This window comes from Enterobacter sp. E20 (assembly GCF_000801755.2).
In the GTDB taxonomy this organism is placed as follows: domain Bacteria; phylum Pseudomonadota; class Gammaproteobacteria; order Enterobacterales; family Enterobacteriaceae; genus Enterobacter; species Enterobacter asburiae_B.
The window spans coordinates 1,109,379-1,133,792 of sequence record NZ_CP012999.1 but is presented as its reverse complement, the minus strand read 5'-3'; the positions used below and the strand labels follow the sequence as shown (position 1 = coordinate 1,133,792).

Sequence of the window (24,414 nt, the reverse complement as noted above, 5' to 3'; positions counted from 1 at the left end):
TCTGCTTCTCGCTTAAACATTATTCCCACCACGCGCGAAAGGTTTGCGTGGCGTCATTCACCCGCACGGGCTCGCCCAGCGCCGGTGTCAGTAGCCGATAGTTTTTATCCTTGCTGGCTTTAGCCAGCTGGATCAGCGGATCGTTCCACGTATGTTTCGCCAGCACGAAGCGCCCGTTATGCCCGGGCACCACGGCTTTCGCGTTCAGATCCACCGAGGCCTGCGCCGTTTCCTCCGGCAGCATGTGGATGTACTTCCAGTCCTGGTCGTACTGGCCGTTTTCCATGATGGCGACATCCACGCCATCAAACTGCTCGCCGATGGCCTTAAAGTGCGGGCCGTAGCCGGAATCCCCGCTGTAATAAACCTTCTGCTCTGGCGTGACGAACATAAAGCTGCCCCACAGGGTTCGATCGCGCTTGATGCCGCGCCCGGAGAAGTGACGCGCCGGCAGAACATGCACCGTCAGTTCATCGCTGATGCGTACCGACTGGTTCCAGTCGCGTTCGTCAATAATCTCAGGCTTCATCCCCCAGTAGCGCAGGTGGGATCCCACGCCCAGCGGCGTCACCACGCGCTTCACCTTCGGCAGTAGCGCCCGGATGGTGGCGTAATCCAGATGATCGTAGTGATCGTGCGAGATAATCAGCAGGTCGATTTCCGGCATGCTTTCAGCGCGCCACGGATATTCCCCGGCAAAGGCTTTATTCAGAAACGAGAACGGCGCGGCGTAGTTGCCGAGCACCGGGTCAATCAGGATGCGTTTGCCCGCGAGCTGCAGGTACCACGAGGAGTGGCCGAGCCACACCAGGGTGTTCTCCTCCAGCGGCAGGCTCGCAAGATCGGTTTTCACCAGCGGCAGCGGCTGGGCCGGGCGCGCGTTTTCGGTTTTTTTGGTCAGAAAATCCCACGTCGCGACCAGCATGTTTTTGTCGCCGTTATAGCCCGGCGTCGGCAGCGTATTATGGAATTTCCCGTCGCGATACTGGGGAGAAGCCTCCACTTCAGTGAGCTGCTCACCCTGCGGCGGCTGGCCGAATCCGGCATTCAGTACAAACGGTAAACTCGCAGCTGAAGCAATAATCATGATTAACACCACGCAGATGAAGAGAGGTTTTTTCATATCCAGACCCGAAAACGCGCCCCATCCGATAGTTTGCGCGGGGTAAACTTGATTATGAGTGAGTAAGCACTCATTATAGATATGATGATAAAGTCGTCAAGACGTTTTCGATCTTTGACATTCCGCGTTGCAGCGTGTCAAAGCACGTGTTTCAATCAGGGTTTTTATAATTGACAGGGGGAAAAATTTAGTGGCACGTCCGAAGAGTGAAGATAAAAAACAGGCCTTACTGGAAGCCGCAACGGTGGCGTTTGCACAGTCAGGTATTGCCGCCTCAACGTCGTTAATCGCCCGTAACGCGGGCGTCGCCGAAGGGACCCTGTTTCGCTACTTTCCCACTAAAGACGATCTGCTGAATGCCCTCTATCTGCACCTGAAGCAGGATCTCTGCCAGGCCATGCTGGCAAACCTCGATCGCACCATCACGCTGCCCAAAGAACATACCCGCAATATCTGGAACAGCTACGTGGACTGGGGTATTCGTAACCCCGTTTCTCATGCGGCTATCCGCCAGATTGGCGTCAGTGAAAAGCTGAGCGCCGAAACGGAACAGGCGGTGAAAGAGATGTTCCCGGAACTCCATGAGCTGTGCCGCCGCTCGGTGCGTCAGGTGTTTATGTCAGATGAATTTAAAACCTTTGGCGATGCGCTTTTCTTATCGCTGGCCGAATCCACGATGGAATTTGCCACTCGCGACCCTTCCCGCGCCGTTGATTTTAAAGCGCTCGGTTTTGAAGTGATGTGGCGCGGGCTAGCCCAGGAAGAGAGCGATGGACAGTAAATCCTTGCAGGAGCACGCAATGCGCGTGGCCCTTGAGTTGCCCTTTACTGAACACTGCTGGCCGTTTGGGCCGGAGTTTGACGTGTTTAAAGTGGGCGGAAAGATTTTCATGATCGTCGCGGTCGCGCACGTACGACCGCACGTCAGCCTGAAGTCAGACCCGGAGAAATCGCTGTTAAATCAGCAGATCTATCGCGGGATAGAGCCGGGCTACCATCTGAGTAAGAAGCACTGGATTTCCCTTTACGGCACCGACGACGTGACGCCGGAACTGGTTACCGACCTCATTCATGATTCCTGGAATCTGGTGGTGGATAAGCTGCCGAAAAAAGACCAGAAGTGGATCCGTCCGGTCTGATTGTTCGTCTGAGACGAACAGATTAAGCGCTCGAATTGCACTTATCTTTTTCCGCGTCCCGCTGTAATCTGCTTTCCTTTCGCGCCCGCGTGCGGGCGAATTTCATCACCAGGAGTTGTTATGGATATCATTTCTGTCGCCCTGAAACGCCACTCGACCAAGGCGTTCGACCCAAGCAAAAAACTGACCGCGGAAGAAGCGGAAAAAATCAAAACCCTGCTGCAGTACAGCCCGTCCAGCACCAACTCCCAGCCGTGGCACTTCATTGTGGCCAGCACCGAGGAAGGAAAAGCGCGCGTGGCAAAATCCGCCGCGGGCACCTATGTGTTCAACGAACGCAAAATGCTGGATGCTTCTCACGTGGTGGTGTTCTGCGCGAAAACCGCGCTGGATGACGCATGGCTGGAGCGCGTCGTGGATCAGGAAGAGGCCGATGGCCGTTTCAACACGCCGGAAGCCAAAGCCGCAAACCACAAGGGCCGCACCTACTTCGCCGACATGCACCGCGTGGATCTGAAGGATGACGACCAGTGGATGGCGAAACAGGTCTACCTGAACGTCGGCAACTTCCTGCTGGGCGTGGGCGCGATGGGTCTGGACGCGGTACCGATTGAAGGTTTCGACGCCGCTATTCTCGACGAAGAGTTTGGCCTGAAAGAGAAAGGCTTTACCAGCCTGGTGGTAGTACCGGTTGGGCACCACAGCGTGGAAGATTTCAACGCCACGCTGCCGAAGTCTCGCCTGCCGCTGAGCACGATTGTCACTGAGTGCTGATCTCCTCTGGCACGCTGGGATCCGGCGTGCCTGTTTTCAATACCGCGTACTCCCGTTGTGTATAGATGCATCCGTTAGCAGGCAAATTATTTGTAACAGCATAGAAATACTTATATCGGAAATTTCGCATACAATTTTATAATTAATAATTACGTTCTTTTATGTGATATCAACCAGTTATAGCCTCTCAGCACTCCAATCAATAACCCTCAAAAATATATCCATTTATTTTTTGTCACGCTCACGTTAATTATTCCCTTCTGGTGCAGCATTAATTAATGCGCATTTTGTATGAATTGTTACATGTCTATTTTTGTAATCGAGGTTGTGCATGTTTTTATGTGCGTCCATTTCACATAAAGAGAAATGGGAATACTTTTTCAAGGAATTACAAGGATAGATATATGAAAAATAAAAGTGCAGTGAGCACACAGGCTAATTCAAAGGTATTGCACGCCAAACTGGCGCCGACCTGCTTTGCGACCATGCTTGCACTGGGCATGATTATGCCAGCTCAGGCTGCCATCGTGGCAGGTAATACCGATAAACCGGCCATTCATACGGATGCAAGTGGCGCTACCATTGTTGATATCAACAAGGCGAGCGCAGGTGGAGTTTCCCATAACGTTTATTCCGAATTTAACGTCGACAGCAACGGCGTGATCCTGAATAACAGCGGCACAGCAACCAACACCCAATTAGCAGGCCAGATCAATGGCAACGCTAATATGGCCGGCGGCAGCGCTAAAGTGATCCTGAACGAAGTGCGTTCATCCGATCCGAGCCAGCTGAACGGCATGGTCGAAGTGGCAGGCCAGTCCGCGCAGGTGATTATCGCCAACCCATCAGGCATCACCTGTGACGGTTGCGGCTTTATCAATACCAACCACGCTACGCTGACCACCGGTACTGCCACCTACGACAACAAGGGTGATGTTAGCGGTCTGGATGTGAGCAAAGGTCAGGTGACCATCACCGGTAAAGGGATGGATACTCGTTCTACGCAGTACACCGACATTATTGCCCGTTCAGTGAAGGTCAATGCGAAACTTCAGGCTAACGAACTGAATATCGTCACGGGTAATAACCACATTGATAAATATGGCCGTGTGCAGAAGAAGTATGACAGCAGCAATGCCCCGGACGTAGCGCTGGATGTGTCTGCGCTGGGCTCCATGTACGCGAATAAAATCTATATGGAAGGCACTGACGCCGGTGTTGGCGTGCATATCGATCGTGCTGACCTGACGGCATCCGACACGCTGTCAATCAACGTTGAGGGTGTGGTCGAAAACAACGGCGGACGTATCAGCGGTAAAAATTCAGCTAACGTGATGGGAAGTGATGTCCTGAACCATAACGGTCAGATTACCTCTGAGGGTATGGTGTCCGTTACCGCAGACAACACGCTGGACAACACTAACGGCGTCATTAAAGCCGCGATGGTGAATGTTTCCGGCAAAAATACCGTTAACAGCCATGGTTCCATTCAGGGCAGCCAGAATACCTTTATTACCGCTGACTCGCTGGACAACAGCGACGGTGAAATTCTCAGCAATGGCGATTTGACGATCGGCCGCGCCTCCTGGAATTACAATGCGCAGGGCGTGAATAACACCCATGGCCGCATTGTTGCTAAGGGTGCCCTCAGCGTTGACGCTGCCAGCCTGAACAACTCCGCTGGCCGCGTAGAAACCAACGGTGCGATGAGCGTCAATGTCGACACGCTGACGAACGACAACGGTCTCATTTCCGCCGGGAACGGCTGGAACATGATTAGCGCCTCCATGCTGAATAACGATAACGGTGTGATTCAGTCTCTGGGATCTGACAGCCAGCTTCAGGTGAGCGGCAACAACATGCTCTCTAACCGCAATGGATCAATCCACAGCGACGGCTCTGTTTCAATCAATGGCGCGCTGGATAATATGTCCGGCACCATCGCAGCCGAAAAAGACCTCTTTATGTACGGCACGTCCTACTATTCTGACCTTGCCAGTAAGATGGAAGCAGGCGGCAATATCGACATGACCGTGACCGGTACGTTCCAGAACGCCGGAACCCTTAAAGCGGGTCAGGATATGATGTTAACCATCGGTTCTAATGGCTGGAATAACTATGGCGGCCCGGCGCAGAACAGCGGTTCCATCGCGGCTGGCGGTCGCCTGGCGCTGCAGATGAACAGCAGTCAGTTCGACAACAGCGGTGACATTACCGCTAATCAGATGGATCTTCAGCTGGCAGACCTGTCCAACAGCGGCTCGATCGTCAGCAAGAATGATATCAACCTGAACACCACTAGCCTGGAAAACCGGGGTAACGGTACGCTCGTCGCAGACCATAACATCAACATTACCGCCTCTTATCTGATGACCGATGCAGGCAGCCAGATCAACGCGGGTTCTGATGCCATGCTGTTTGTCATGAACAATCTGGACAACAGCGGTGACATCCGCGCGGCGCATGACATTAATCTCGACGTAATGGGCAGCTACGGCTGGTCTCAGAGTACCGCCTATAACTACGGCACGATGACCGCGGGTAATAAACTGAACGCACAGATGGACCGCGTAACCCTCATCAACGGCGGTACGCTGTCTGCTGATAACGGTATTACCCTGGTCAGCAACTACCTGACCAACAGCGGTAACATCACCAGTGCAAGCGGTATTACGCTGAACACGGCTAACGGCATTAACAACGAAGCCAGCGGTAATATTACCGGCGATCGCGTGTACACCATGGGTTACGTCAATAACATGGGTGTGATTAACGAGACCGGTACAGCAAATCAAGACAACGGTAGTAACACTGCTGATAACAATAATACCAACCCAGATTCAGATACCACGGCGAATAATAGTGGAAATACCACCGTTAAGCCAAACGGTACACCTGAAGGTAATGGCGTTTGGGAAAACGGCGTTGTCTATTATCCGGGCGATCTGTATTACGGGTATCCCATTCAGGATATCGTTTATTACCCAGGCGGCTACTCCATTTATACCGCGTAATCGTTTGAAATAAACCAAAGCCCCATTCCTGGAATGGGGCTATCTATTTTTTCGTTATATTCAGGATCCTTCGCGGTCCATAAAGTTATTTACATGACTAATTATCGATCTGGCCTCGTTCTGCTATCACTGCTCGCGTCACTTCCCGACACTGTACATGCTGAACCGGCCACCACTCAGCAGCAGGATCAGGCGAGGCACGAACAGCTTGCACCGCCTGGGAAGTCAGTCCTTTCATCAGAAGGCATGCTCGTAACTGATGCACTTGCACTGCCACATGAGACAGTGTGCTACGACATTCAGCATCTGAACATCGACAATACGCAGTCGCTTCCACACTGGCTCACTTTTCGCGATATCATTCGTCAGGCTGAGAATAACTGTATCGGCGTGAAGGGAATTAAAGCCATACATACGGCCGTGCAGAATCGATTAATATCCCACGGATTTATTACCACCCGCGTATTAATACCGGAGCAAAATTTGCATAAGGGAACGTTAACCCTGCGAATTCTGCCTGGACGCGTCAGTGATGTCATTATTCAGGATGAAAGCGGCCTCCCCGTTCATCGCTGGAATAACGTCCCACAAGGGCCGGACGATCTCCTCGATTTACGCGGTCTGGAACAGGGGCTGGAAAACCTGCAGCGTATTCCCGGTTCGCAGGCCAGTATTCGTCTGGTGCCGGGGGAAAATCCTGGCGATACCCGCATTGAGATCAAGCGCGACCAGCGTAAAGCCTGGCGACTGGGCAGCTGGTTTGATGATTCCGGTAGTAAATACACCGGACGGTACCAGGGGGGCCTGGCGCTGTATCTGGATAACCCCACCTCGCTCAACGATATGTTTTATGCCGCGTATGGCGGTGGCTTCAAAAATGAAAACGGCAAGCGTAACGATAATACCTCGGCGTTTTACTCCGTTCCCTGGGGATACTGGGCGCTGGAACTTTATGCCAGTCAGTACAGAACGACGCAGACTCTCCATAGCGGTGATTTTAACTACCGGTACAGTAGCGATGAAAAGTTAATGACCGCCGCGCTTAACCGCGTGGTTTACCGCAGCGCGAGCCAGAAAACCACGCTGGACTTTAAAGGGATCAAGCGGGATTCCCGCTACGATCTTAACGACGTGGAAGTGGAGGTTCAGCACCGGGACACCAGCAGCTGGCAGCTCAGCCTGGAACATTTAGCCTATCTTCCCTTCGGTCAGCTTACGGCAAGCCTCGGTTATCAACATGCCGCACCGTGGTTTGGTGAAGAACCCGATGCTGAAGAGATAGTGGGCAGTGCCGACGCGCAGGCGCGCATCATTACGCTGAGTGCAGACGGTACTTTCCCGTTCAAACTGGGCAAGTTTTCCCTCAGCTATGAACCGCATTTCAAGCAACAGACCACTCCGGACAGGCTGACCCAGCCCGATAAGTTCACCATCGGCAACCGCTGGACGGTGCGCGGCTTTGACGGAGAGTCCTCATTGTATGCCGACAAAGGGTGGTATCTGCGCAACGATATCAACCTGAATCTGCCGGTATGGGGAATGCAGCCGTACATTGGCGCAGACTATGGCGAAGTCAGCGGCTCAGAAAATGATTACTGGAGCGGGGCGCACATTGCCGGTGCGGTCGCAGGCGCGCGCGGGATAAAAGGCTATCTGGGGTATGACCTTTTTGCGGGTGTGCCTCTGGCAAAACCGGATGAGATGCATACCAGTCCCGTCACGCTTGGGTTTTCGGTGCAATGGCAGTACTGACGGAGAAAGTCTAAGAAAGGACGCGGGAGCGTTAACCCTTGTCGGAGAGGGTAAATACAATGATGATTTACCCTCTTCAGGCTCTAATGAACACGCTGACATTCTCTTTGATTACGCTGGCAAATACATTGCTAAACGCCCGCACGATTCGCGTGCTGATACTGTCCACTTTCAGCCTTTACTGGCTGGTGCTGCTCCATATTCCCTGGCCGAACAGCGGCGATTACGGCATGAACTTGCCCATGAACCTGCTGAGCTGGGGCATTATCTCACTGCTGGGTTTGATAGTTTGGCTATTACAGCGGGAAAAAACGGTGCGCTTCACCCCTACCGGTTTGCTGATGCTGGCTAGCGCGATACTGTTTACCGTTCCGGCTTTCTGGTCCCCGCACGAGGCCTTACCCATCGCTCTGCCGAGGCTTGTCGGCATCTGGGGCGGAGCGTTGGTTTATATCACGCTTCTGCAGCAACCCATTCGCGAAAATGAAACCGTTGCCCTCTTTTACCTGTTGGCCGCCGCAGCTGTTATTGAGTGCACCCTCTCTCTGGCCGGGTTTTACTGTCCTCAATATTTGCCTTTTCCACTCAATTCGCTGGCGGAAATATATGACGGGCACGCGCCCGGCATCTTTCAACAGCTCAACGTGACCGCCTCATTTCTCGCGACCGGGCTTGCCGCCCTGCTCTATCTTCTTGCCGATACGCGGCGCGCGCTTTATCTGCCGCAAGCCGAGCGTGTGCGATTCGTGGCCATCAGCGTCGCCATTATCGTGATAACGGCGACGCTGGTGCTCTTCCATTCCCGTATTGGCTGGATGGGCGGAATCACGGCCATAGGGTGCGCATCGGTATTGTTCGCACAGGCTCGTTTTCGACATCGCACTACACGCTGGCGGCGCACGCTGATAATCCTGTTACCCGTACTCGGCGGCCTGCTCAGCACGATGATACTTCAGCAGTCGGTTGTGGCATCGCTCCTGCATGAAGGTTCTAACCACCAGCGCTGGGTGACCCTGGCGTACACGTTGCGCATGATCGGCGTCCACCCCTGGCAGGGCTGGGGGCTGGGGATGTTCGAATCTGCATTTCAGCTCTTTATGGCCGCGTTACCCGGTGACAACCCGAGCCGCGAAATGATGCAGCACCCGCACAACGAAACGCTCTTTATCTGGGCTGAAGGCGGCGTACCGGCGCTGGCGGGGGGCGTGGCGCTGCTGTTGGGCTGGATGGTACTGTGCCGCCGACGCAAAAACCTCTGGCAGTGGGCGGCGTTGTTAACCACGCTGCCGATCCTGCTGCATACGCAGGTGGAGTTTCCGCTTTACTATTCTGTGGCGCATTTCTTTGCCGTGCTGCTGCTGATGGCGGCTTCAGAAGGGAATGCTACTGCTTTCACCATGCGCCCTGCCCTGATCCGTCTGCCGCTGGTTGCTATTGCGTCATACGGCATCGTACTCTCCTTCCAGCTCTTTTCTGCCAGCATCGCGCTCGGCAATTTTGAAACTGCCCGGCTTGCGGATCGGCAGAGCATTACTCGTCTGCATGTTCCATGGCTGATGCAGATGCGCTATCAGCGCGATATTACACTGTTGCATCTGGCGAATTTCAATGAACACGGAGATTTGGCGGAACTGGAAATGTTCATGCGTAGTAACGCCCAGTGGATAAAGCTGCATATGGAAGAAGATGCGTATAACGATCAGATCAATATTCTTTATTTTTTAAACCGGCATACAGAAGCAGAAAAATTAAAAACCGAAGCCCATCGCTTAATGCCGTGGGACGACAGATTTAAACCTTGAGAGATAGCTCATTAATATTAAGCCGCGTGATGGTACGCGGCTTAATATATTTCAAGATATAATTTAAATACAGACTTAAGTAATTTAAAACGGACTCTACGTTGCCAGCTGGATCTGTAATTCTCATCAGTATTTAGGTCGTAGTGGAAGACGCCCAGATGTGATAACGGCACAGCTTAAGCCAGAGAAGCTCGTGGTAAAAGCAGTGGAATTAGCTCTGGCGGTGCGAGAGGCGAGAGAATTAAAAAGAAGCACGGGTGAAGAATACGAGGCCGGGCATCCTGCCCGGTTTATCTCAAATGAATTTACTGATAGGTTAGGTTCAGCGTTGCAATCCCGTTAGCGTTGCCAGGTTTTACCTGACTCTTCGTTTGATAATAATGGGCGGTTATTGGTAAGATTTCCTGTCCTCCATTAGATCGCATAAGGTTTAGCAGTTTATTTAATTCCAGAGACTGACCATCATACAGTATTTCAATACCCACACCATCCGCCACTCCGGGCTGACCTTGATTACTTAAAGACAACACTGAATCTTTAGATGAGTCAGGATTTTTAACCCCAGTCAACATAATATTAATATTTGCATTTGCATCACAGCTAAGTACCATATTTTGAGTGACACTGTTGTCCGGTGAAAAGCCTATTTGTGATGAGAATTTATCAACGCTGACATTTCCCATATCAAACAGCAACTTATCATTCATCAACGTACATTTATCAGAAAAGACCTTCACTGATGATGTCAGATTAATGTCTGAGGTTTTTTTCGTATAACCTGTGTAATTATATTCAACCTTTGTGTTAATTACTGAAGGAATAGTCAAAAGAGCGCCAGGGTTTAAAGACTGGGCTATTTTTACCAACTTTGCTTTTATTTGGACTGTGACTGAGGAATTTTGAGTACCATGCACCCAATGACATTTCAATCCGTAATATGAATTATTATTCCTAAAATAATCCTGTGAAGATTCTGCACCACATACTGAAAAACCAGAAAAATCACTAATAGTGAAATAATATTTTATACCCACTCCGGCAAGATTTGTTGCAAAAACACCATCAAATCCAGAAACACTCTGAGTAGGTACGACTAAAAATTTGAACCATAAATCTCTATCAGCCCCTCCGGTATCCAGAATACCATTGCATGTCAATGTTGTTCCGATCAAAGGATTTATAAAATCACTTTCCTGACCAACAGGATCGTCCCTTTGAAAATGAACATCACCCGAAAGGACGACAGATACGGGATTGCTGGTGCATACATTTTCATCCGATCCTACAGCGAAACAACTCTGTGAGAACGAAATAAATAACAACATCAATAAAACACAGTATTTCATACGAGATTGTAAGCCCATCAGCCAAATTACTACCCGAAGAATAGGTCTCTAAATCAATATTTGAAATGAATATTTAGTCTTTTACAGGACCGTGGCTAATTATAATTTACAACAAACGTCACCGTCACATTCGCACTTCCCACCATAACACTATCCAAAACAGCCACATATCTCGCTGAAAAATCCATCGTCACCGAAGCCTGCCCTGGCTTCAGAACAACGCCCGCGCTGGTTTCTCCCGGTGCGATGCGCTGACCCTTACTGTCATAAATCCCCAGAGCCAGACCGCTGGCTGAATCAGCACCCGCGTCGAGAGCATAGAGACCAGGGTTCTGCGTATCTGCCATGCCCGAAAATGTCACCGTCGCCTCGCTGGCCGCCGGGCCGCAATTCTCCAGGCTAAGCGTAAAAGGTTTAGCCGGAGAAATATCCCCAATCCGTCTAAACTGCGGCCCTGCGACAGCCCCCATATTGACCGTTTTATTTTTTGAATCCGGTGCCAGCTCGCAGGTATTATCCTGAATGGTTCCAGAAATACTCACCGTACCATCATGAGCTTGAGCCGCCGAAATAAATAACACCATCAGAAGAATAATCACACCTTTCCATTGTCCAGAAGTCATTAAGTAATACTCACTGATAGGTTAAATCGAAATACATCACAGCCGAGGCCTCACCCGCAGTGACGGGATAACGTGTAGATTTGTAGCGCAGCAGGAACGAAAGCGTGTTATTTCCTGCATCCAGTTCAAACGTCTGTGGGGCTTCCTCGTTAAATGGTATGGTTTTACCGCTGTTGTCCAGTAACTCTACGCCAACCCCTGTTGCCACCGTCCCACCAGTCCCGTTATCTGTCACCGCCAATAATGTAGGGTTATCTACATCAGACGTGCCGGAAAATGTCACCTGAATCGTCGTCAGCTTGTCGTAGCAATTTGAGAGATTAATGTTCATCGCCTTAAATGCAGAAGTGCTTCCCACAGACGGGAAATCTTTGCCGGAAAAGGTGCCGATCTTCACTTTCTGATTTTCGCTTCCCGTATCCACCTCACAACTACTGGCGATCACGTTGCCGGTGACCGCCAACGTTGAGTCCGCAGCCGACACGCCTGAAGGCAGCAAAAAAATCATTAAAGCGCCTGAGAACATCATCAAAAATAATGGCTTCTTCATGTTCATCCCTGTTAGCGGCAGATAACGTTCATCTGGGTAATAGCGGCGTTTTCTGCATCTACAGGCAGTTGATAGTCTACGCTACAAGCCTGATCGGCCCCCTCACCCCACTGAACCTTTAGCTTGCCCTTCGGTGCAAGTCCTGAGAGGTAGACCTGACCGTCTTCCCCGACAATGCTGCCTGTGCCTTCATCGTCGCGCGTGACGGTGGCGCCAAACGGAATCGGCTCGCTGTTGTGCAGCATTGTCAACAGTGCACGAATCCCCACATGGGCTTTAAATGAAGCACGCACCAGTGCCCCTTTGGTCGGTACCACGTCAACTACGGCATCATCAATATCCACTTTGTCACCCAGCGTTGTGGTATCCAGCGCAATGCGGTTTTTGCGGTAGGTATTGGCGTATGGCACGACGGCATACCCGCGCCAGTCAGTCTTCACGCCGGTGGCATTTGCAACGCGCACGCGGTTCGCACCCGGGGCTTCAATCAGTACATTAGTTTCTCCCAGCGGCTGGCTGAGGGTCACTCCGTGACGATGGGCGACTACGCCGCCAGAGATACCGTAGTTAACCTGTTGGGAATCACCGTTATCGCTGTAGTTGTAGCTGATGTTAGAGCTGCCGTAACTGCCTTGATGAGCCAGACTGGCATTGCCGCTATTGCCTGCTCCGTTGTTGGCAAAACCTTGCTGCACGCTGTAGCTCAGGTTGTTACCTTCCAGGAGGGTGCCGCTGATACCGGCATTACGCGTGGCGCTACCGTGGTTGTCATGGTTTGCGCTGTAGGTGGCAAAGGCGTTATTTGGCGTAGTCGTGTCTTTTGGCGACAGCCACTTGCCGATAGGCAGAGAAACGTTAAAAGCGACTATTTTATCCGCCTCCGGCTGGCCAGAGGATTTGCTGTAGTTGTAGCTCAGACCGAGGTTGATATCGTGCCACGACGTGTTGTACCCCACCTGTAACAGTGTATCCTTACCCTCGGTGTGCCAGTAGGTCTGCTGACTACCGCTCACATATAATGAACCCAGTTCTCCCAGCTGCTGGGAAATGTTGACCTGCAACTTGCCACGTTTGGTGTAGTAAAGGTTGTAATAGTCATACCAGTGAGGATGGTCATTGCCCGGATCGGTATCTTCGTTCTCCGGATCGCTGTTATAACCATCCATATGCTTATAGGTAGTGTCTGCGAAGGTGTAATACCCGGATGTGGAGTAGCGATAACCCAACAGCTGGAAGTTAGTGCCAAAGTCGTTAAGGGATTTAGCGTACAGCAAGCGCAGCGACTGCCCGGTATGCTGCGTGTCGTCAATCAACGTACTTTTCGCGCCAGTGATATCTGCAGACAGAGCGCCCCAGTCTCCCATATTGACCCCCGCTCCTAACGCAACGGCTTTGTAATTGCTGGAGAACTGCGTGCCGCCATAAAGGGTAATGCCGTGCGACAGACCCCACATCAGGGTACCCTGACCAAACGGAGTCTGATCCTGTTGATCGTTGCTGGTACGGTACTTCGCGGCGGTAAGAGAGTACTTTAGACGCCCTTCTCGTTGTAGCAACGGCACCGCCGAGTACGGCAGGCTGTACGTTTGTGTTTTCCCATCCTGCTCTTTGACTTCGACCATCAGGTCTCCGCTCGAAGATGTCGGGAAAAGATCGTTAATAGCAAATGCACCCGGTGCAACATAGGTCTGGTAGACGATATAACCGTTCTGTTTAATCGTGACCTGAGCGTTACTGTTAGCAATGCCGCGCACCGTTGGCGCAAACCCTTTAAGGCTGTCCGGCAGCATGTTGTCATCAGAAGCCAGCTGTACGCCGCGAAAGCTGATGCTGTCGAAGACCTCACCGGAGGTATAGCTATCTCCAGCTGTCAGCTCGCTTTTCATAGAGATAATGGTGCGTTCAATAAAGCCGCTGACGTGCTCCCACTCGGTTGATGTTTGCCCATTACTGCTGGTATTACGGTTAAAGGTAGAGTAATCGCGATAGCGCCACGGGCCAACGTTAACCCCTCCGTTCAGGCCGAGAAAGTTGCTGCTGCTTTTACCACTCTGATCTTTGCTGTTGGATCCGCTGAAGCTGTAGTTCATCAGCAGGGCATTAATGCCCTGATCCCATTTTTCTGGTGCAATATAGCCTCGCGCGGTGTTCTTCAGCGCCACCTGCGGTACGCTGAGATCCAGACGCTGATGGCCAAAATCAAAGCTTGCTGTCGCGCCGTCAATCAGGGAAGCAATAGTGATACATTGCCCGTCAGCAGCCTGCTTTTTATCGTCAGGAATGTTAAGTTCAATATCCATATCTGACAGCGTTTTTGCTGACAGACATGCCACCAACCCCGTGTCATCCACAGTTTTGGCGTTGGGATTAACCTCTTTTTGTGCCCTAAATTCCACGTCACGGCTGACCACAAAATCATTATTCAGGTAAATATCAACGCGATAGGTGCCTGGCGCCTGGCCGCCACCCGCCTCAAAGCTCGAGAGATCGGCCACTTGCCCTTTGCCGTCGCTCAGAAAGGCCGGGTTAAAATACTCATCCGCCAGTACACAGCCTGAAAACAGGCTGGCGCCAATCATCAGCGCCAACGGCGAAATGCGCCAGCGCACTACTGATAACATGCGTTTTTCTTTCCGGATACCCATCGTGTCCACCACAGTTAAGCTTTACAGCTCAGCTCAGCGGTCACCGCGCCGTAGTCATTCAGCGTCTGGTATTTGACGGCACCAGCCCCTTTGATCGTCTGGCTGCTTTTTGGCGGCACCATCATGTTCGGCTGTTTTATACCGGCAACAGTAAAATTGACCAGGGTGATGAAATAAGGCGATGGATTAGAAATAGTGAGGTTTGGGCCTTCTGACTGGCAACGCAACATGGCAGCGGCATCGACTGGCTTAACAGTGAGGTGCGCCGGGCGAACAAAAAGTTTGATCACAGACTGGGTAGCAATCTGCAAGGAGTTACCCGTCAGGGTGGTTTTATCCAGCGATGGAATCGCTTTATTATTGAGATAGAAAACGGATTCTTTATCTTCAGGCAGAGCCGGGCCGCTATAGATAATACGCAGGATGTTGACCTTGCCGGGTTTTAATACAAATAATGGCGGCGTGACGACAAAAGATGGCACTTTATTACCCTTATCGTCTGATACCCAGGACTGGACCAGGAAGGATTCATGCAGTTCGCTGTTAGTCACATTAATACTGGCCTGTTTAGCGTCCTGCGGATAAATCACACGAGTCGCCCCTAAAGCTACACCCGCAGCAGCAGCATTATTTGACAATGCGAGGGAAATGACAGAAGCCATTAAACCAACAACGGTTAACAAAACGCGTACATAGTGTGATAATGTCAAAATAGATTTCATAGCAAATTCCGAAATAAAAGTTATGTAATCCTTGTTCCTTTTCCTGTGCTGCTTACTGATAGATTACTGAGAAGTTTACCGCCGCACTGGCGTCGCCTGCTACAACCTTTTCAGAAACCGACCGATATTTTGCGGTAAAATATAAAACGGACTCTCCATCAAGAAGTGGATATTGTGAAAGCGGTGCTGAGTTAGGAATAATTAAATTTCCTTTACTGTCAAAAATACCGATCCCCATGCCTTTCGCTGCATCTGGGCCAAACCCGGCCTTAAAAACCTGTGGGTCATTCGCATCGGTTGTACCCGTAAAAGCCACCGTGGCAAACTGAAATAGCTTATTACTGCAGTTAACCAATTTGATCCAAAAAGTCTTCGGTGCAGCCCAACTGCCGGGCGACGGGAAACTTGCTGCCAAAACTGGATCCATCATGACGATTTGATGAAGACTTTGTGCTTCTATGGAACAGGGGGCATTAACCACTGAACCATAAAAATGCATATCGCCCCCCGTCAGATTATTAGAACTACTGGCGCAAGCAAAGAAACTGAGTAACGGTGTAATAATTATTATTAAAAACAGACGAAACATTTTCTCTTGCTCATTAAGAATAATTATATGACGCGAAATGCGCGCTCTCCCTTTGTTCCGGGAGAGCGTTTTGATCAGGAATAGGTAACCTGGAATGTTGCTACTGATTCCACTGCCCCTGCAGTAGCGGCATCAGCAGTCGTCACGTAATCCACACTCATCGGGATTTTGTTCGTTCCGGTAGACAGAATTTGCTTCGAGGACTCTTTTTCCACGTTCAGTTTGTTACCATCTGGGCCAAACAACTGCAGCGCAACGCCCTTTGCCGCACCAGAACCCGCGGTATTCGCCAGCACGCCGGCCTGGTCTGGACTGGACTGGCCATGGAAGGTCACTGTCGCGTTTGTATAGGTGGTCACATCGCAATTTTCCAGGCTGATATTGAACGCCTTAGCCTGACCAGAGGTCTCACCTTTAGCACCCATGCTGTCCAGAGTAACCTGATCGAGAATCACGATACCGTGTTCAGAATCAGCACTCACGGAGCAAGGTGCATTCACAACAGACCCCATAAACTGGATTGTGCCGCCGCTTACCGTCAGTGTCGTACTTGCTGCCTGTGCAGTAAACGCAGTACCAGCGATAAAGGACGCGGCAATAATAGCCAAAACTTGCTTTTTCATTATTCAAAACTCCATAAACAAACTTAAAATTATCCTTGCCATGTTTCAATAACCCACGTTGTTACCACGTTTTATTGACAGGAATATTGTTTCCGGTATCAATCCATCTCTCAACTTCAAAAAAGTCCTTTTCAGGATTTCAAACAGGACAGAAAGCGTAAAGACATTACACAGACATAACGAATATAGTGTTGCAATAAGCAAGGATTATGCCTGCAAATTTATTATGGAGTGATTTATTTACCCTGGAGTTTATCGTTGAAAAAAATATTATCTGCACTTCTTAGCTGTGTTATTTCGTCCAGCTGTTTTTACGCTAACGCCACCGTTAATATTGGCGGCACACGTTTGCTTTATGACGGTGCGAAGAAAGAAGTGTCATTGAGCGTACGTAATCCGGATAGCACACCCTATTTAATCCAGACGGTGGTGAGCAATCTCAACGACGATGCGCAAAAACCGCCGTTTGTCATCACTCCGCCTCTTTATCGTCTGAATGGGGGCAAGGAGAACCTGATGCGCATAATCCTTGCAGGTACGCTGCCGCAGGATAAAGAGTCAATGTACTGGCTGCGCGTTAAAGCGATCCCTTCAGCACCGCGTGAAAAGAATACTCTGCAGATAGCTGTTGCCACCAGTATTAAGCTGATCTATCGCCCGGATGCGCTAAAAGGCGCTGATGTGGAAAAAGAGAGCGAAAAACTGAGCTGGCGGATAACCGGTAACCAGCTGGAGGTTAAAAACCCGACACCGTATTTCATTAATTTTAATGAAATTACAGTGGCCGGGAAAAAATTATCCAATGTCACCTGGGCAGCACCGGGAAGTACCGCTTCGTTTACCCTGCCTGCAGGTGTGAATGGCGGAAATATCCAGTACAGCGTCATCAGCGACTTCGGCGCTGTCGGCAATATGCACTCTCATTCAGCATAAAATGGTTATGACTATGTTTAATCTCAAATACGTTTTTTTGTCACCAGTAGCATGTCTTTTGCTCTCTGCTGGTATGGTCCATTCTGCTTTTGCAGCTGACCCGGTTGCCATTAACGTAACCGGAACGGTTGTCGCTTCACCTTGTACGATTGATGACTCCGCCGCCTCGGGCTTAACTATTCCGCTTGGCACATTGCAAAGCGCCGACCTCAACGCAGCAGGAAGTAGCTCAGCATGGGTACCCATTAACGTTAAGTTTAAAAGCTGCCCGGCGGGTACCTCAAGCATTACCGCGACATTCCACGGAACAGCTGACGATGACGATGCTACAACACTCTACAGCAATACAGCGGTCGATGACGGTACAAACTTAGCGGCGAAAAATGTCGCGGTTCAGCTGGAAGGTTTGGAAAGCGAACCTTACGGCGATGGCAAAACGGCGACCATCGACATTGCTTCAGCAGGTGCAACCCCCACCTTTAAAATGCAAACGCGTGCCTTCAGTAAAGCCGGTGGCGTGACGCCAGGCAGCATTAAAGCCGCCATCACCATGTCGTTCACCTATAACTGACAGGCTGGCTTATCGTATGCTTGATCCGGAAACGGCCAGTGGATGGCGGTTTCCGGGTATATTTTCGATGTTGAGTGCTGAAAGGGATTTATTTTTTCTCACGCTGCCGTTCACTTCCTGCTTCATCCCCTTTCGTCCTCTATTGAACGTTACCCCCATTACTCGTTCTTGTCTCCGTCAAAACAACGCCTAATATCTTGTGTAATTTGGTGGGGTAAGCACGAACCTTTTCGTACTGGCAGCGCTTTTATCAGCCTCTGATATACTCGTAGTGATATTTCTCTGGGAATGCTGTGCGCTATGAAACCTGAAAATTACATTATAAAACTTATTGGTGAGCTCTCTGAACCCGCGCGTATAAGAGTCGGCCGCCAACGCCAAATCATCTCACTCGATCAACTTGAAGAACCGATGACGTTCATTCTTCACTCCGGCATCGTCGCCGTCTACCGTACGAGAGACCAGCTTCTGCTGAAGTTTATCGAAGCCCCGATGATCGTTGGCATGAATGACCTTATTGATACCAATGCGGGCTTTTATATGCAGGCCTGCGGTGAGATTAGATATGAAATCAAACCACGAAAATCCACACTTGAAATTATTAACAATCGCAATCTTTGGCAGGAAGCCGCCTATTCGTATATGTATGCCATAAAACGGTTACTGCAAGCTCACGAAACTTCGGTTGGGTTGTCTACATACGAGTTGATTCGTTTAAACCTTGTGTCACTAATGACCGAAAAAGAGGACCTTCGTCTGTCGATTAATGCCTGTGACTATATACAGGAAAAAACTCATCTTTCGCGCAGTCGAATTATGAAGATCCTGAGCGATTTGAAAACAGGCAACTATATTAAAATTGAACGTGGGCTCTTAATGGCAATAAACAGGCTTCCGGATAACTACTGACCCGGTAAACCAGGTTTATTTGTTCTGCTCCGCCAACCATGCCATTGCCCTTTCTCCCGCCTCATCCACCGGTAAATACACCAGCAGCCGCGACCCGTTTCGCGGCGCGGAGTACCAGTACATCTGCTGCAGCGTAAAATCCCCCAGCTCGGGATGGGTGAACAGCTTGAGCTGGTTCTCCACGCCGCGCACGTCGTTGCGCTGGTGCCACAGGATTTTAAACTCTTCTGACACCGCAAAGAAGCGCGCCAGTTTGGCCTCCCACAGCGGATCGCCCCGGTGCTCGGCCATCGCTGCCCGGAAATAGGAGACAAATATCGGCAGCACATCGTCACGTCTGCCGAGACGCGCGCGCCACGCCGGATGGGTGAGGAACAGATAAATACAGTTGCGGTCTTCCGGCGGGATTTCATTGAAATCGACGCCCATCAGGTGCCCGAAGCTGTCGTTCCACGCCACGATGTCGAAATTCGGTTTCTGAATGCTGGCGGGTTTAGGCATCAGCGTATCCAGCAGGCGGCGCGTGCCCTCGCTGATACCCTCGCAGCAAACCGCCTGCGGCGCTTCACCCGGCGGCAACCCGGCTAACACAAACAGGTGTCGGGCCTCGGTCGGAGTGCATTGCAGCGCTTTTGCCACAGCCGCCATCACCGCGCTGGACGGATTGACGTCCCTGCCCTGCTCAAGCCAGGTGTACCAGGTCACTCCCACGTCCGCGAGCATCGCTACCTCTTCCCGGCGCAGACCCGGCGTGCGGCGACGACCGCTGCGCGGCAGGCCGAGACGCTGCGGATCGAGGCTTTCGCGTCGCGCGCGTAAAAATGCCCCCAGCTGTTTTCGGGTGTCATCCTGAAGTGAGACGACGGGTTCAGACATCAAGGCCATAAATCCCCCTGCATGGTAGTGGCAGTACCAGTATAAGCAAGAACTGGTACCCGTTTATCAGATGGTTGATGCTACGACCATCTGTTGAATGACGCAATGGAGTTACCATGAATACGTCAGTTGTTTCACCGGGCCGCGCTGGCCTGATATTGCTGCTAACCGGCCAGATGCTGCCGATGATTGATACCTCAATCACCAACGTCGCGCTTGATGCCATCACCCACTCGCTGCACGCGACCGCCACCGAGCTGGAGCTGATTGTCGCGCTCTACGGCGTAGCCTTCGCCGTCTGCCTCGCGCTCGGCAGCAAGCTGGGGGATAACTTTGGCCGTCGGCGTCTGTTCATGTGGGGCGTCGCGAGCTTTGGCCTGGCCTCGCTGCTGTGCGGGATGGCGGGGAACATTGAACAGCTGCTGGCCGCACGCATCGTTCAGGGGGCGGGGGCCGCGCTGATCGTGCCGCAAATTCTTGCTACCCTGCACGTGACGCTGAAAGGTACGGCGCACGCTAAAGCCATCAGCCTGTTTGGCGGCATCGGTGGGATTGCGTTTATCGTCGGCCAGATGGGCGGCGGCTGGCTGGTGTCGGCGGATATCGCCGGGCTGGGCTGGCGTAACGCCTTCTTCATCAACGTGCCGATTTGTCTGGTGGTGCTGGGGCTGAGCCGACATTTCGTACCCGAAACCCGTCGCGAGACGCCGTCACGCATCGACTGGACCGGAACCGTGCTGCTGGCGATCATTCTTTGCTGCCTGCTGTTCCCGATGGCGCTCGGCCCACAGTGGCACTGGTCGTGGCCGCTGAAGGTTATGCTTCTCGCCATTATTCCTTTGGGCTGGCTGACGGCGATGAATGCGCGCAAAAAGGAGCGTGAGAATGCCCACCCGCTGATCCCGCCGCGCCTGCTGCAGCTTCGCAGCGTTCGCTTTGGCATTCTGATTGCGATGCTCTTTTTCAGCGTCTGGTCCGGGTTTATGTTCTGTATGGCGCTGACCATGCAAACCGGTCTGGGGATGGCACCGTGGCAGTCCGGAAACAGTTTTATCGCGCTGGGCGTAACTTACTTTATTTCGGCGTGGTTCGCGCCGCGGCTGATTGCTCGCTACAGCACCAGTACCATTCTGCTGACGGGTCTGACGATCCAGATTGCCGGCCTGCTGGCGCTGATCGCTACGTTCCGCGTCTGGGGAATGGAGAATACCGCCCTGACGCTGGCGCCCGCGACCGGGCTGGTCGGCTACGGGCAGGCGCTGATCGTGAACAGCTTCTACCGCATCGGGATGCGCGATATTCAGCCTGACGACGCGGGGGCCGCGAGCGCCATTCTCAGCACGCTGCAGCAGGCCGCGCTGGGGCTTGGCCCGGCCATTTTTGGCGCGATTTTGCTCCACGCGCTGCAAAACCATCACGGGGATTACACCCAGGCGGTGAACGTCTTCCTGATGGTGGAAACGGCGATGATGGTGGTGCTCGCCCTGGCGACGCTGCGCATCCGCCATAGCCTGTGCCTGCCGGTGGTGAAGGTCTGCCAGGCCACCAAATAAGCCCGGGAATTTGCATAATAGATCCGCAGCCGCCATTATGGGGCTGCATCAATACAGGAGACGTTATGCAGGAATTAATTGCTCAGGTTGAAGAGTTAGGCATTGAAATTAATCACACCACCTCTTTAGTGATTATCTTTGGTATTATTTTTCTTACCGCCATCATCGTTCATTTTATTCTGCACAAAGTGGTGCTTCGCGCTTTCGAAAAACGCGCGCAGGCCAGCAGCCATTTATGGCTGCAGATCATTACCCAGAATAAATTATTTCACCGTCTGGCCTTCACCCTTCAGGGGATAATCGTCAACGTTCAGGCGGTACTGTGGCTGCAAAAGGGCAGCGAAGCGGCGGAAATTCTCACTACCTGCGCAAAGCTGTGGGTCATGGTGTATGCCCTGCTCTCCTTCTTCTCGCTGCTGGACGTGATTTTTAATCTGTCGCAGAAAATGGCCACCGCATCGCAGCTCCCGCTGAAGGGGATCTTCCAGGGCATCAAGCTGGTGAGCGCCATCCTGGTGGGGATATTGATTATCTCCCTGCTGATCGGCCAGTCCCCGGCGATTCTGATCAGCGGTCTGGGCGCCATGGCCGCCGTGCTGATGCTGGTGTTTAAAGACCCGATACTCGGACTTGTGGCCGGGATCCAGCTTTCCGCCAACGACATGCTCAAGCTCGGCGACTGGCTGGAGATGCCCAAATACGGTGCCAACGGCACGGTAACGGACATCGGTCTGACCACCGTTAAAGTGCGCAACTTCGATAATACGATTACGACCATTCCGACGTGGGCGCTGGTCTCCGACGCCTTTATCAACTGGAGCGGCATGTCAGCCTCCGGCGGGCGACGCATTAAGCGCAGCCTGAATATTGATACCGCCAGCATTCATTTTCTCGACGAGCAGGAGCAGCAGAAACTCATTCAGGCGAAGCTGCTGAAGCCCTATCTGGCCGCGCGACATGAGGAAATTAGCCTGTGGAATCAGAAGAACGGTGAAGGGGAATCGGTATTAAATCTGCGTAAGATGACCAATATTGGTACCTTCCGCGCCTACCTGAATGAATATCTGCGCAACCATCCGCGTATTCGCAAAGATATGACGCTGATGGTGCGCCAGCTAGCGCCTGACGCGAATGGTTTGCCGATTGAAATATATGCCTTCACCAACACGGTGGTCTGGGCAGAATATGAGGAGATTCAGGCCGACATCTTCGACCATATTTTCGCGGTGGTGGATGAATTTGGGCTGCGTATTCATCAGTCCCCGACCGGAAACGATATTCGCTCGTTGACTCTACAGCATCGGTGAGGTGGGTTGCCGGGCGTGAAGGCTGGTGCAGTCTGGTGCCATCACCCCGGCCCTCTCCCACAGGGAGAGGGAGAAAAGCGGATCACTTTTTGCGGGAAATCTTAAACGCCACAAACAGGAAGATAACCCACACCGGCAGCAGCATCGCCGAAAGACGCATCTCATCCATAGTGCACATCAGCACCAGAATCAGCCCGAGGAAAGCGATACAGATGTAGTTCCCCGCCGGGTAAAGCAGCGCTTTGAACTGCGTCTCGCGTCCCTTGCGGCGCATCGCGGCGCGAAAGCGCAGGTGCGCAAGGCAGATCATGATCCAGTTCAGCAGCAGCGTGGCAACAACCAGCGCCATCAGCAGGCCAAAGGCCTCTTTCGGCAGCAGATAGTTAATCAGCACCACCAGCGACGTAATGGCGCCGGAAAGTAACAAGGAATTCACCGGCACGCCGCGACGGCTGACGCGGGTGAGGAACTTCGGCGCGTTGCCCTGCACGGAGAGGCCGAACAGCATGCGGCTGTTGGAGTAAACGCCGCTGTTATAGACCGACAGAGACGCCACCAGAATGACGAAGTTCAGCGCCGAGGCCACCACGTTGCTGTTCAGATCGTGGAAAATCATCACGAACGGGCTGCTGTCGGACTTCACTTCCACCCACGGATAGAGCGCCAGCAGCACCACCAGCGAGCCGATGTAGAACAGCAGAATCCGGTACACCACCTGGTTGACCGCTTTGGGAATGCTTTTATGCGGGTCGCGCGCTTCCGCGGCGGTAATGCCGATCAGCTCTAGTCCACCGAAGGAGAACATGATCACTGCCAGGGAGAGGATCAGCCCTTTCCAGCCGGTCGCCAGGAAGCCGCCGTGCTGCCACAGGTTGTCGATCGTGGCGCGCTCGCCGCCGTGGCCAGAGAACAGCAGCCACAGGCCAAAGCCGATCATCCCGATAATCGCCAGCACCTTGATCAGCGCAAACCAGAACTCGGTTTCGCCATACAGGCGCACGTTGACGAGGTTAACGGCGTTAATAATGATGAAGAAGGCCGCCGCCCAGATCCATGTCGGGACGTCCGGCAGCCAGTACTGCATGTAAATGCCTGCGGCGGTCAGCTCCGCCATCCCCACCAGCACGAACATTACCCAGTAGTTCCAGCCGGACAGGAAGCCAGCAAACGGGCCCCAGTATTTATAAGCAAAGTGCGCGAAGGAGCCTGAAACCGGCTCTTCAACGACCATTTCGCCAAGCTGGCGCATGATCAGGAAGGCGATAATCCCGGCGATACCGTAACCCAGCAGCACCGCCGGGCCAGCCATCTGAATAGCGGGGCCGATGCCGAGAAACAGCCCGGTACCGATCGCGCCGCCAAGGGCAATTAACTGAATATGTCGATTTTGCAAACCACGTTGCAGCGTCGGAATCTGATCCGACGAGGCTTCAGCGCTACCATGGCCTGAAGCGGATGACGCGTCTTTCACGTCCTACCCCTGTCTCTTTTTTAGAAGGGGCACGTTTTAACACTTCATGCTGGAGGTAGCAAGGGATTGGGGCATCCCTGCCCCGGATAACG

Annotated in this window: 21 protein-coding genes; 11 read left to right on the top strand and 10 right to left on the bottom strand. The window is 52.1% G+C overall.

The annotated features are described in order from the left end of the window. Positions 1-19: 19 nt before the first annotated feature. On the bottom strand, positions 20-1,123 hold the full coding sequence (locus NI40_RS05245; RefSeq protein WP_039264023.1) for an MBL fold metallo-hydrolase: 1,104 nt from the start codon (positions 1,121-1,123) through the stop codon (positions 20-22). 190 nt (positions 1,124-1,313) lie between these two features. Between NI40_RS05245 and NI40_RS05240 the strand changes: the two genes are divergently transcribed. From NI40_RS05240 to NI40_RS05215, 6 genes are all read left to right on the top strand, one after another. Then, positions 1,314-1,904 carry a TetR/AcrR family transcriptional regulator gene (locus tag NI40_RS05240; protein ID WP_039264021.1) on the top strand — a complete coding sequence of 197 codons (591 nt, stop codon included), beginning with the start codon at positions 1,314-1,316 and terminating at the stop codon, positions 1,902-1,904. Further along, positions 1,894-2,262 (top strand): MmcQ/YjbR family DNA-binding protein, encoded by a 369-nt coding sequence (locus NI40_RS05235; protein WP_039264019.1) that lies wholly within the window; start codon positions 1,894-1,896, stop codon positions 2,260-2,262. The genes NI40_RS05240 and NI40_RS05235 overlap by 11 nt, the downstream gene beginning before the upstream one ends. 120 nt (positions 2,263-2,382) lie before the next feature. Beyond that, positions 2,383-3,036: an oxygen-insensitive NAD(P)H nitroreductase gene (gene nfsB, locus NI40_RS05230; protein ID WP_039264018.1), complete on the top strand. Its 654-nt coding sequence runs from the start codon at positions 2,383-2,385 to the stop codon at positions 3,034-3,036. Positions 3,037-3,440: 404 nt separating this feature from the next. After that, positions 3,441-6,050, top strand: a complete 2,610-nt coding sequence (locus NI40_RS05225; RefSeq protein WP_052206791.1) for a two-partner secretion domain-containing protein — start codon at positions 3,441-3,443, stop codon at positions 6,048-6,050. Positions 6,051-6,143: 93 nt separating this feature from the next. Beyond that, complete coding sequence (locus NI40_RS05220) at positions 6,144-7,802, top strand: ShlB/FhaC/HecB family hemolysin secretion/activation protein (protein ID WP_039264017.1); 1,659 nt, start codon at positions 6,144-6,146, stop codon at positions 7,800-7,802. Positions 7,803-7,888: 86 nt separating this feature from the next. After that, on the top strand, positions 7,889-9,604 hold the full coding sequence (locus NI40_RS05215; RefSeq protein WP_039264015.1) for a PglL family O-oligosaccharyltransferase: 1,716 nt from the start codon (positions 7,889-7,891) through the stop codon (positions 9,602-9,604). A 305-nt stretch (positions 9,605-9,909) separates the two neighbouring features. On the opposite strand, the gene NI40_RS23575 is transcribed toward NI40_RS05215, so the two are convergent. The 7 genes from NI40_RS23575 to NI40_RS05180 form a co-directional block, all read right to left on the bottom strand. Next, a complete protein-coding gene (locus NI40_RS23575) occupies positions 9,910-10,968 on the bottom strand; it encodes a fimbrial protein (RefSeq protein WP_080338141.1) in 1,059 nt (352 codons plus the stop codon). A 77-nt stretch (positions 10,969-11,045) separates the two neighbouring features. Beyond that, positions 11,046-11,573, bottom strand: coding sequence for a fimbrial protein (locus NI40_RS05205; protein WP_045142937.1), 528 nt, complete (start codon positions 11,571-11,573; stop codon positions 11,046-11,048). Between the two features lie 10 nt (positions 11,574-11,583). Then, complete coding sequence (locus tag NI40_RS05200) at positions 11,584-12,123, bottom strand: fimbrial protein (RefSeq protein WP_052206787.1); 540 nt, start codon at positions 12,121-12,123, stop codon at positions 11,584-11,586. Between the two features lie 11 nt (positions 12,124-12,134). Beyond that, positions 12,135-14,768: a fimbrial biogenesis usher protein gene (locus NI40_RS05195; RefSeq protein WP_045142938.1), complete on the bottom strand. Its 2,634-nt coding sequence runs from the start codon at positions 14,766-14,768 to the stop codon at positions 12,135-12,137. Between the two features lie 14 nt (positions 14,769-14,782). After that, complete coding sequence (locus tag NI40_RS05190) at positions 14,783-15,490, bottom strand: fimbria/pilus periplasmic chaperone (protein ID WP_039264014.1); 708 nt, start codon at positions 15,488-15,490, stop codon at positions 14,783-14,785. Positions 15,491-15,542: 52 nt separating this feature from the next. Further along, positions 15,543-16,079: a fimbrial protein gene (locus tag NI40_RS05185; protein ID WP_052206785.1), complete on the bottom strand. Its 537-nt coding sequence runs from the start codon at positions 16,077-16,079 to the stop codon at positions 15,543-15,545. A gap of 74 nt (positions 16,080-16,153) precedes the next feature. Then, on the bottom strand, positions 16,154-16,702 hold the full coding sequence (locus NI40_RS05180; RefSeq protein ID WP_039264012.1) for a fimbrial protein: 549 nt from the start codon (positions 16,700-16,702) through the stop codon (positions 16,154-16,156). Between the two features lie 258 nt (positions 16,703-16,960). Between NI40_RS05180 and NI40_RS05175 the strand changes: the two genes are divergently transcribed. From NI40_RS05175 to NI40_RS05170, 3 genes are all read left to right on the top strand, one after another. Next, the gene (locus NI40_RS05175) at positions 16,961-17,635 is read left to right on the top strand and encodes a fimbrial biogenesis chaperone (protein WP_039264010.1); all 675 of its coding nucleotides are present in this window, start codon (positions 16,961-16,963) and stop codon (positions 17,633-17,635) included. 13 nt (positions 17,636-17,648) lie between these two features. Then, a complete protein-coding gene (locus NI40_RS23795; protein ID WP_071884867.1) occupies positions 17,649-18,206 on the top strand; it encodes a fimbrial protein in 558 nt (185 codons plus the stop codon). 300 nt (positions 18,207-18,506) lie between these two features. Beyond that, positions 18,507-19,115: a helix-turn-helix domain-containing protein gene (locus tag NI40_RS05170; RefSeq protein ID WP_052206784.1), complete on the top strand. Its 609-nt coding sequence runs from the start codon at positions 18,507-18,509 to the stop codon at positions 19,113-19,115. A 15-nt stretch (positions 19,116-19,130) separates the two neighbouring features. Here NI40_RS05170 and NI40_RS05165 read toward each other — a convergent pair whose 3' ends face one another. After that, a complete protein-coding gene (locus NI40_RS05165) occupies positions 19,131-20,000 on the bottom strand; it encodes a helix-turn-helix transcriptional regulator (protein WP_039264009.1) in 870 nt (289 codons plus the stop codon). A gap of 107 nt (positions 20,001-20,107) precedes the next feature. On the opposite strand from NI40_RS05165, the gene NI40_RS05160 reads away from it, so the two are divergent. Both NI40_RS05160 and NI40_RS05155 read left to right on the top strand, forming a co-directional pair. Further along, positions 20,108-21,544 carry an MFS transporter gene (locus NI40_RS05160; protein ID WP_039264007.1) on the top strand — a complete coding sequence of 479 codons (1,437 nt, stop codon included), beginning with the start codon at positions 20,108-20,110 and terminating at the stop codon, positions 21,542-21,544. A 65-nt stretch (positions 21,545-21,609) separates the two neighbouring features. Then, positions 21,610-22,851: a mechanosensitive ion channel family protein gene (locus NI40_RS05155; RefSeq protein WP_039264005.1), complete on the top strand. Its 1,242-nt coding sequence runs from the start codon at positions 21,610-21,612 to the stop codon at positions 22,849-22,851. A gap of 82 nt (positions 22,852-22,933) precedes the next feature. Here the strand turns inward: NI40_RS05155 and pheP are convergent, their stop codons facing one another. Beyond that, positions 22,934-24,322, bottom strand: coding sequence for a phenylalanine transporter (pheP, locus tag NI40_RS05150; RefSeq protein WP_039264004.1), 1,389 nt, complete (start codon positions 24,320-24,322; stop codon positions 22,934-22,936). Between the last annotated feature and the right edge of the window lie 92 nt (positions 24,323-24,414).

Bases quoted from the DNA above. Each gene is read 5' to 3' on its own strand.
- NI40_RS05195 (WP_045142938.1), bottom strand. From the start codon at position 14,768: ATGGGTATCCGGAAAGAAAAACGCATGTTATCAGTAGTGCGCTGGCGC.
- NI40_RS05220 (WP_039264017.1), top strand. From the start codon at position 6,144: ATGACTAATTATCGATCTGGCCTCGTTCTGCTATCACTGCTCGCGTCA.
- NI40_RS05155 (WP_039264005.1), top strand. From the start codon at position 21,610: ATGCAGGAATTAATTGCTCAGGTTGAAGAGTTAGGCATTGAAATTAAT.
- nfsB (WP_039264018.1), top strand. From the start codon at position 2,383: ATGGATATCATTTCTGTCGCCCTGAAACGCCACTCGACCAAGGCGTTC.
- NI40_RS05245 (WP_039264023.1), bottom strand. From the start codon at position 1,123: ATGAAAAAACCTCTCTTCATCTGCGTGGTGTTAATCATGATTATTGCT.
- NI40_RS23795 (WP_071884867.1), top strand. From the start codon at position 17,649: ATGTTTAATCTCAAATACGTTTTTTTGTCACCAGTAGCATGTCTTTTG.
- NI40_RS23575 (WP_080338141.1), bottom strand. From the start codon at position 10,968: ATGGGCTTACAATCTCGTATGAAATACTGTGTTTTATTGATGTTGTTA.
- NI40_RS05190 (WP_039264014.1), bottom strand. From the start codon at position 15,490: ATGAAATCTATTTTGACATTATCACACTATGTACGCGTTTTGTTAACC.
- NI40_RS05235 (WP_039264019.1), top strand. From the start codon at position 1,894: ATGGACAGTAAATCCTTGCAGGAGCACGCAATGCGCGTGGCCCTTGAG.
- NI40_RS05170 (WP_052206784.1), top strand. From the start codon at position 18,507: ATGAAACCTGAAAATTACATTATAAAACTTATTGGTGAGCTCTCTGAA.
- NI40_RS05215 (WP_039264015.1), top strand. From the start codon at position 7,889: ATGAACACGCTGACATTCTCTTTGATTACGCTGGCAAATACATTGCTA.
- NI40_RS05160 (WP_039264007.1), top strand. From the start codon at position 20,108: ATGAATACGTCAGTTGTTTCACCGGGCCGCGCTGGCCTGATATTGCTG.
- NI40_RS05185 (WP_052206785.1), bottom strand. From the start codon at position 16,079: ATGTTTCGTCTGTTTTTAATAATAATTATTACACCGTTACTCAGTTTC.
- NI40_RS05225 (WP_052206791.1), top strand. From the start codon at position 3,441: ATGAAAAATAAAAGTGCAGTGAGCACACAGGCTAATTCAAAGGTATTG.
- NI40_RS05165 (WP_039264009.1), bottom strand. From the start codon at position 20,000: ATGGCCTTGATGTCTGAACCCGTCGTCTCACTTCAGGATGACACCCGA.
- NI40_RS05200 (WP_052206787.1), bottom strand. From the start codon at position 12,123: ATGAAGAAGCCATTATTTTTGATGATGTTCTCAGGCGCTTTAATGATT.
- NI40_RS05205 (WP_045142937.1), bottom strand. From the start codon at position 11,573: ATGACTTCTGGACAATGGAAAGGTGTGATTATTCTTCTGATGGTGTTA.
- NI40_RS05180 (WP_039264012.1), bottom strand. From the start codon at position 16,702: ATGAAAAAGCAAGTTTTGGCTATTATTGCCGCGTCCTTTATCGCTGGT.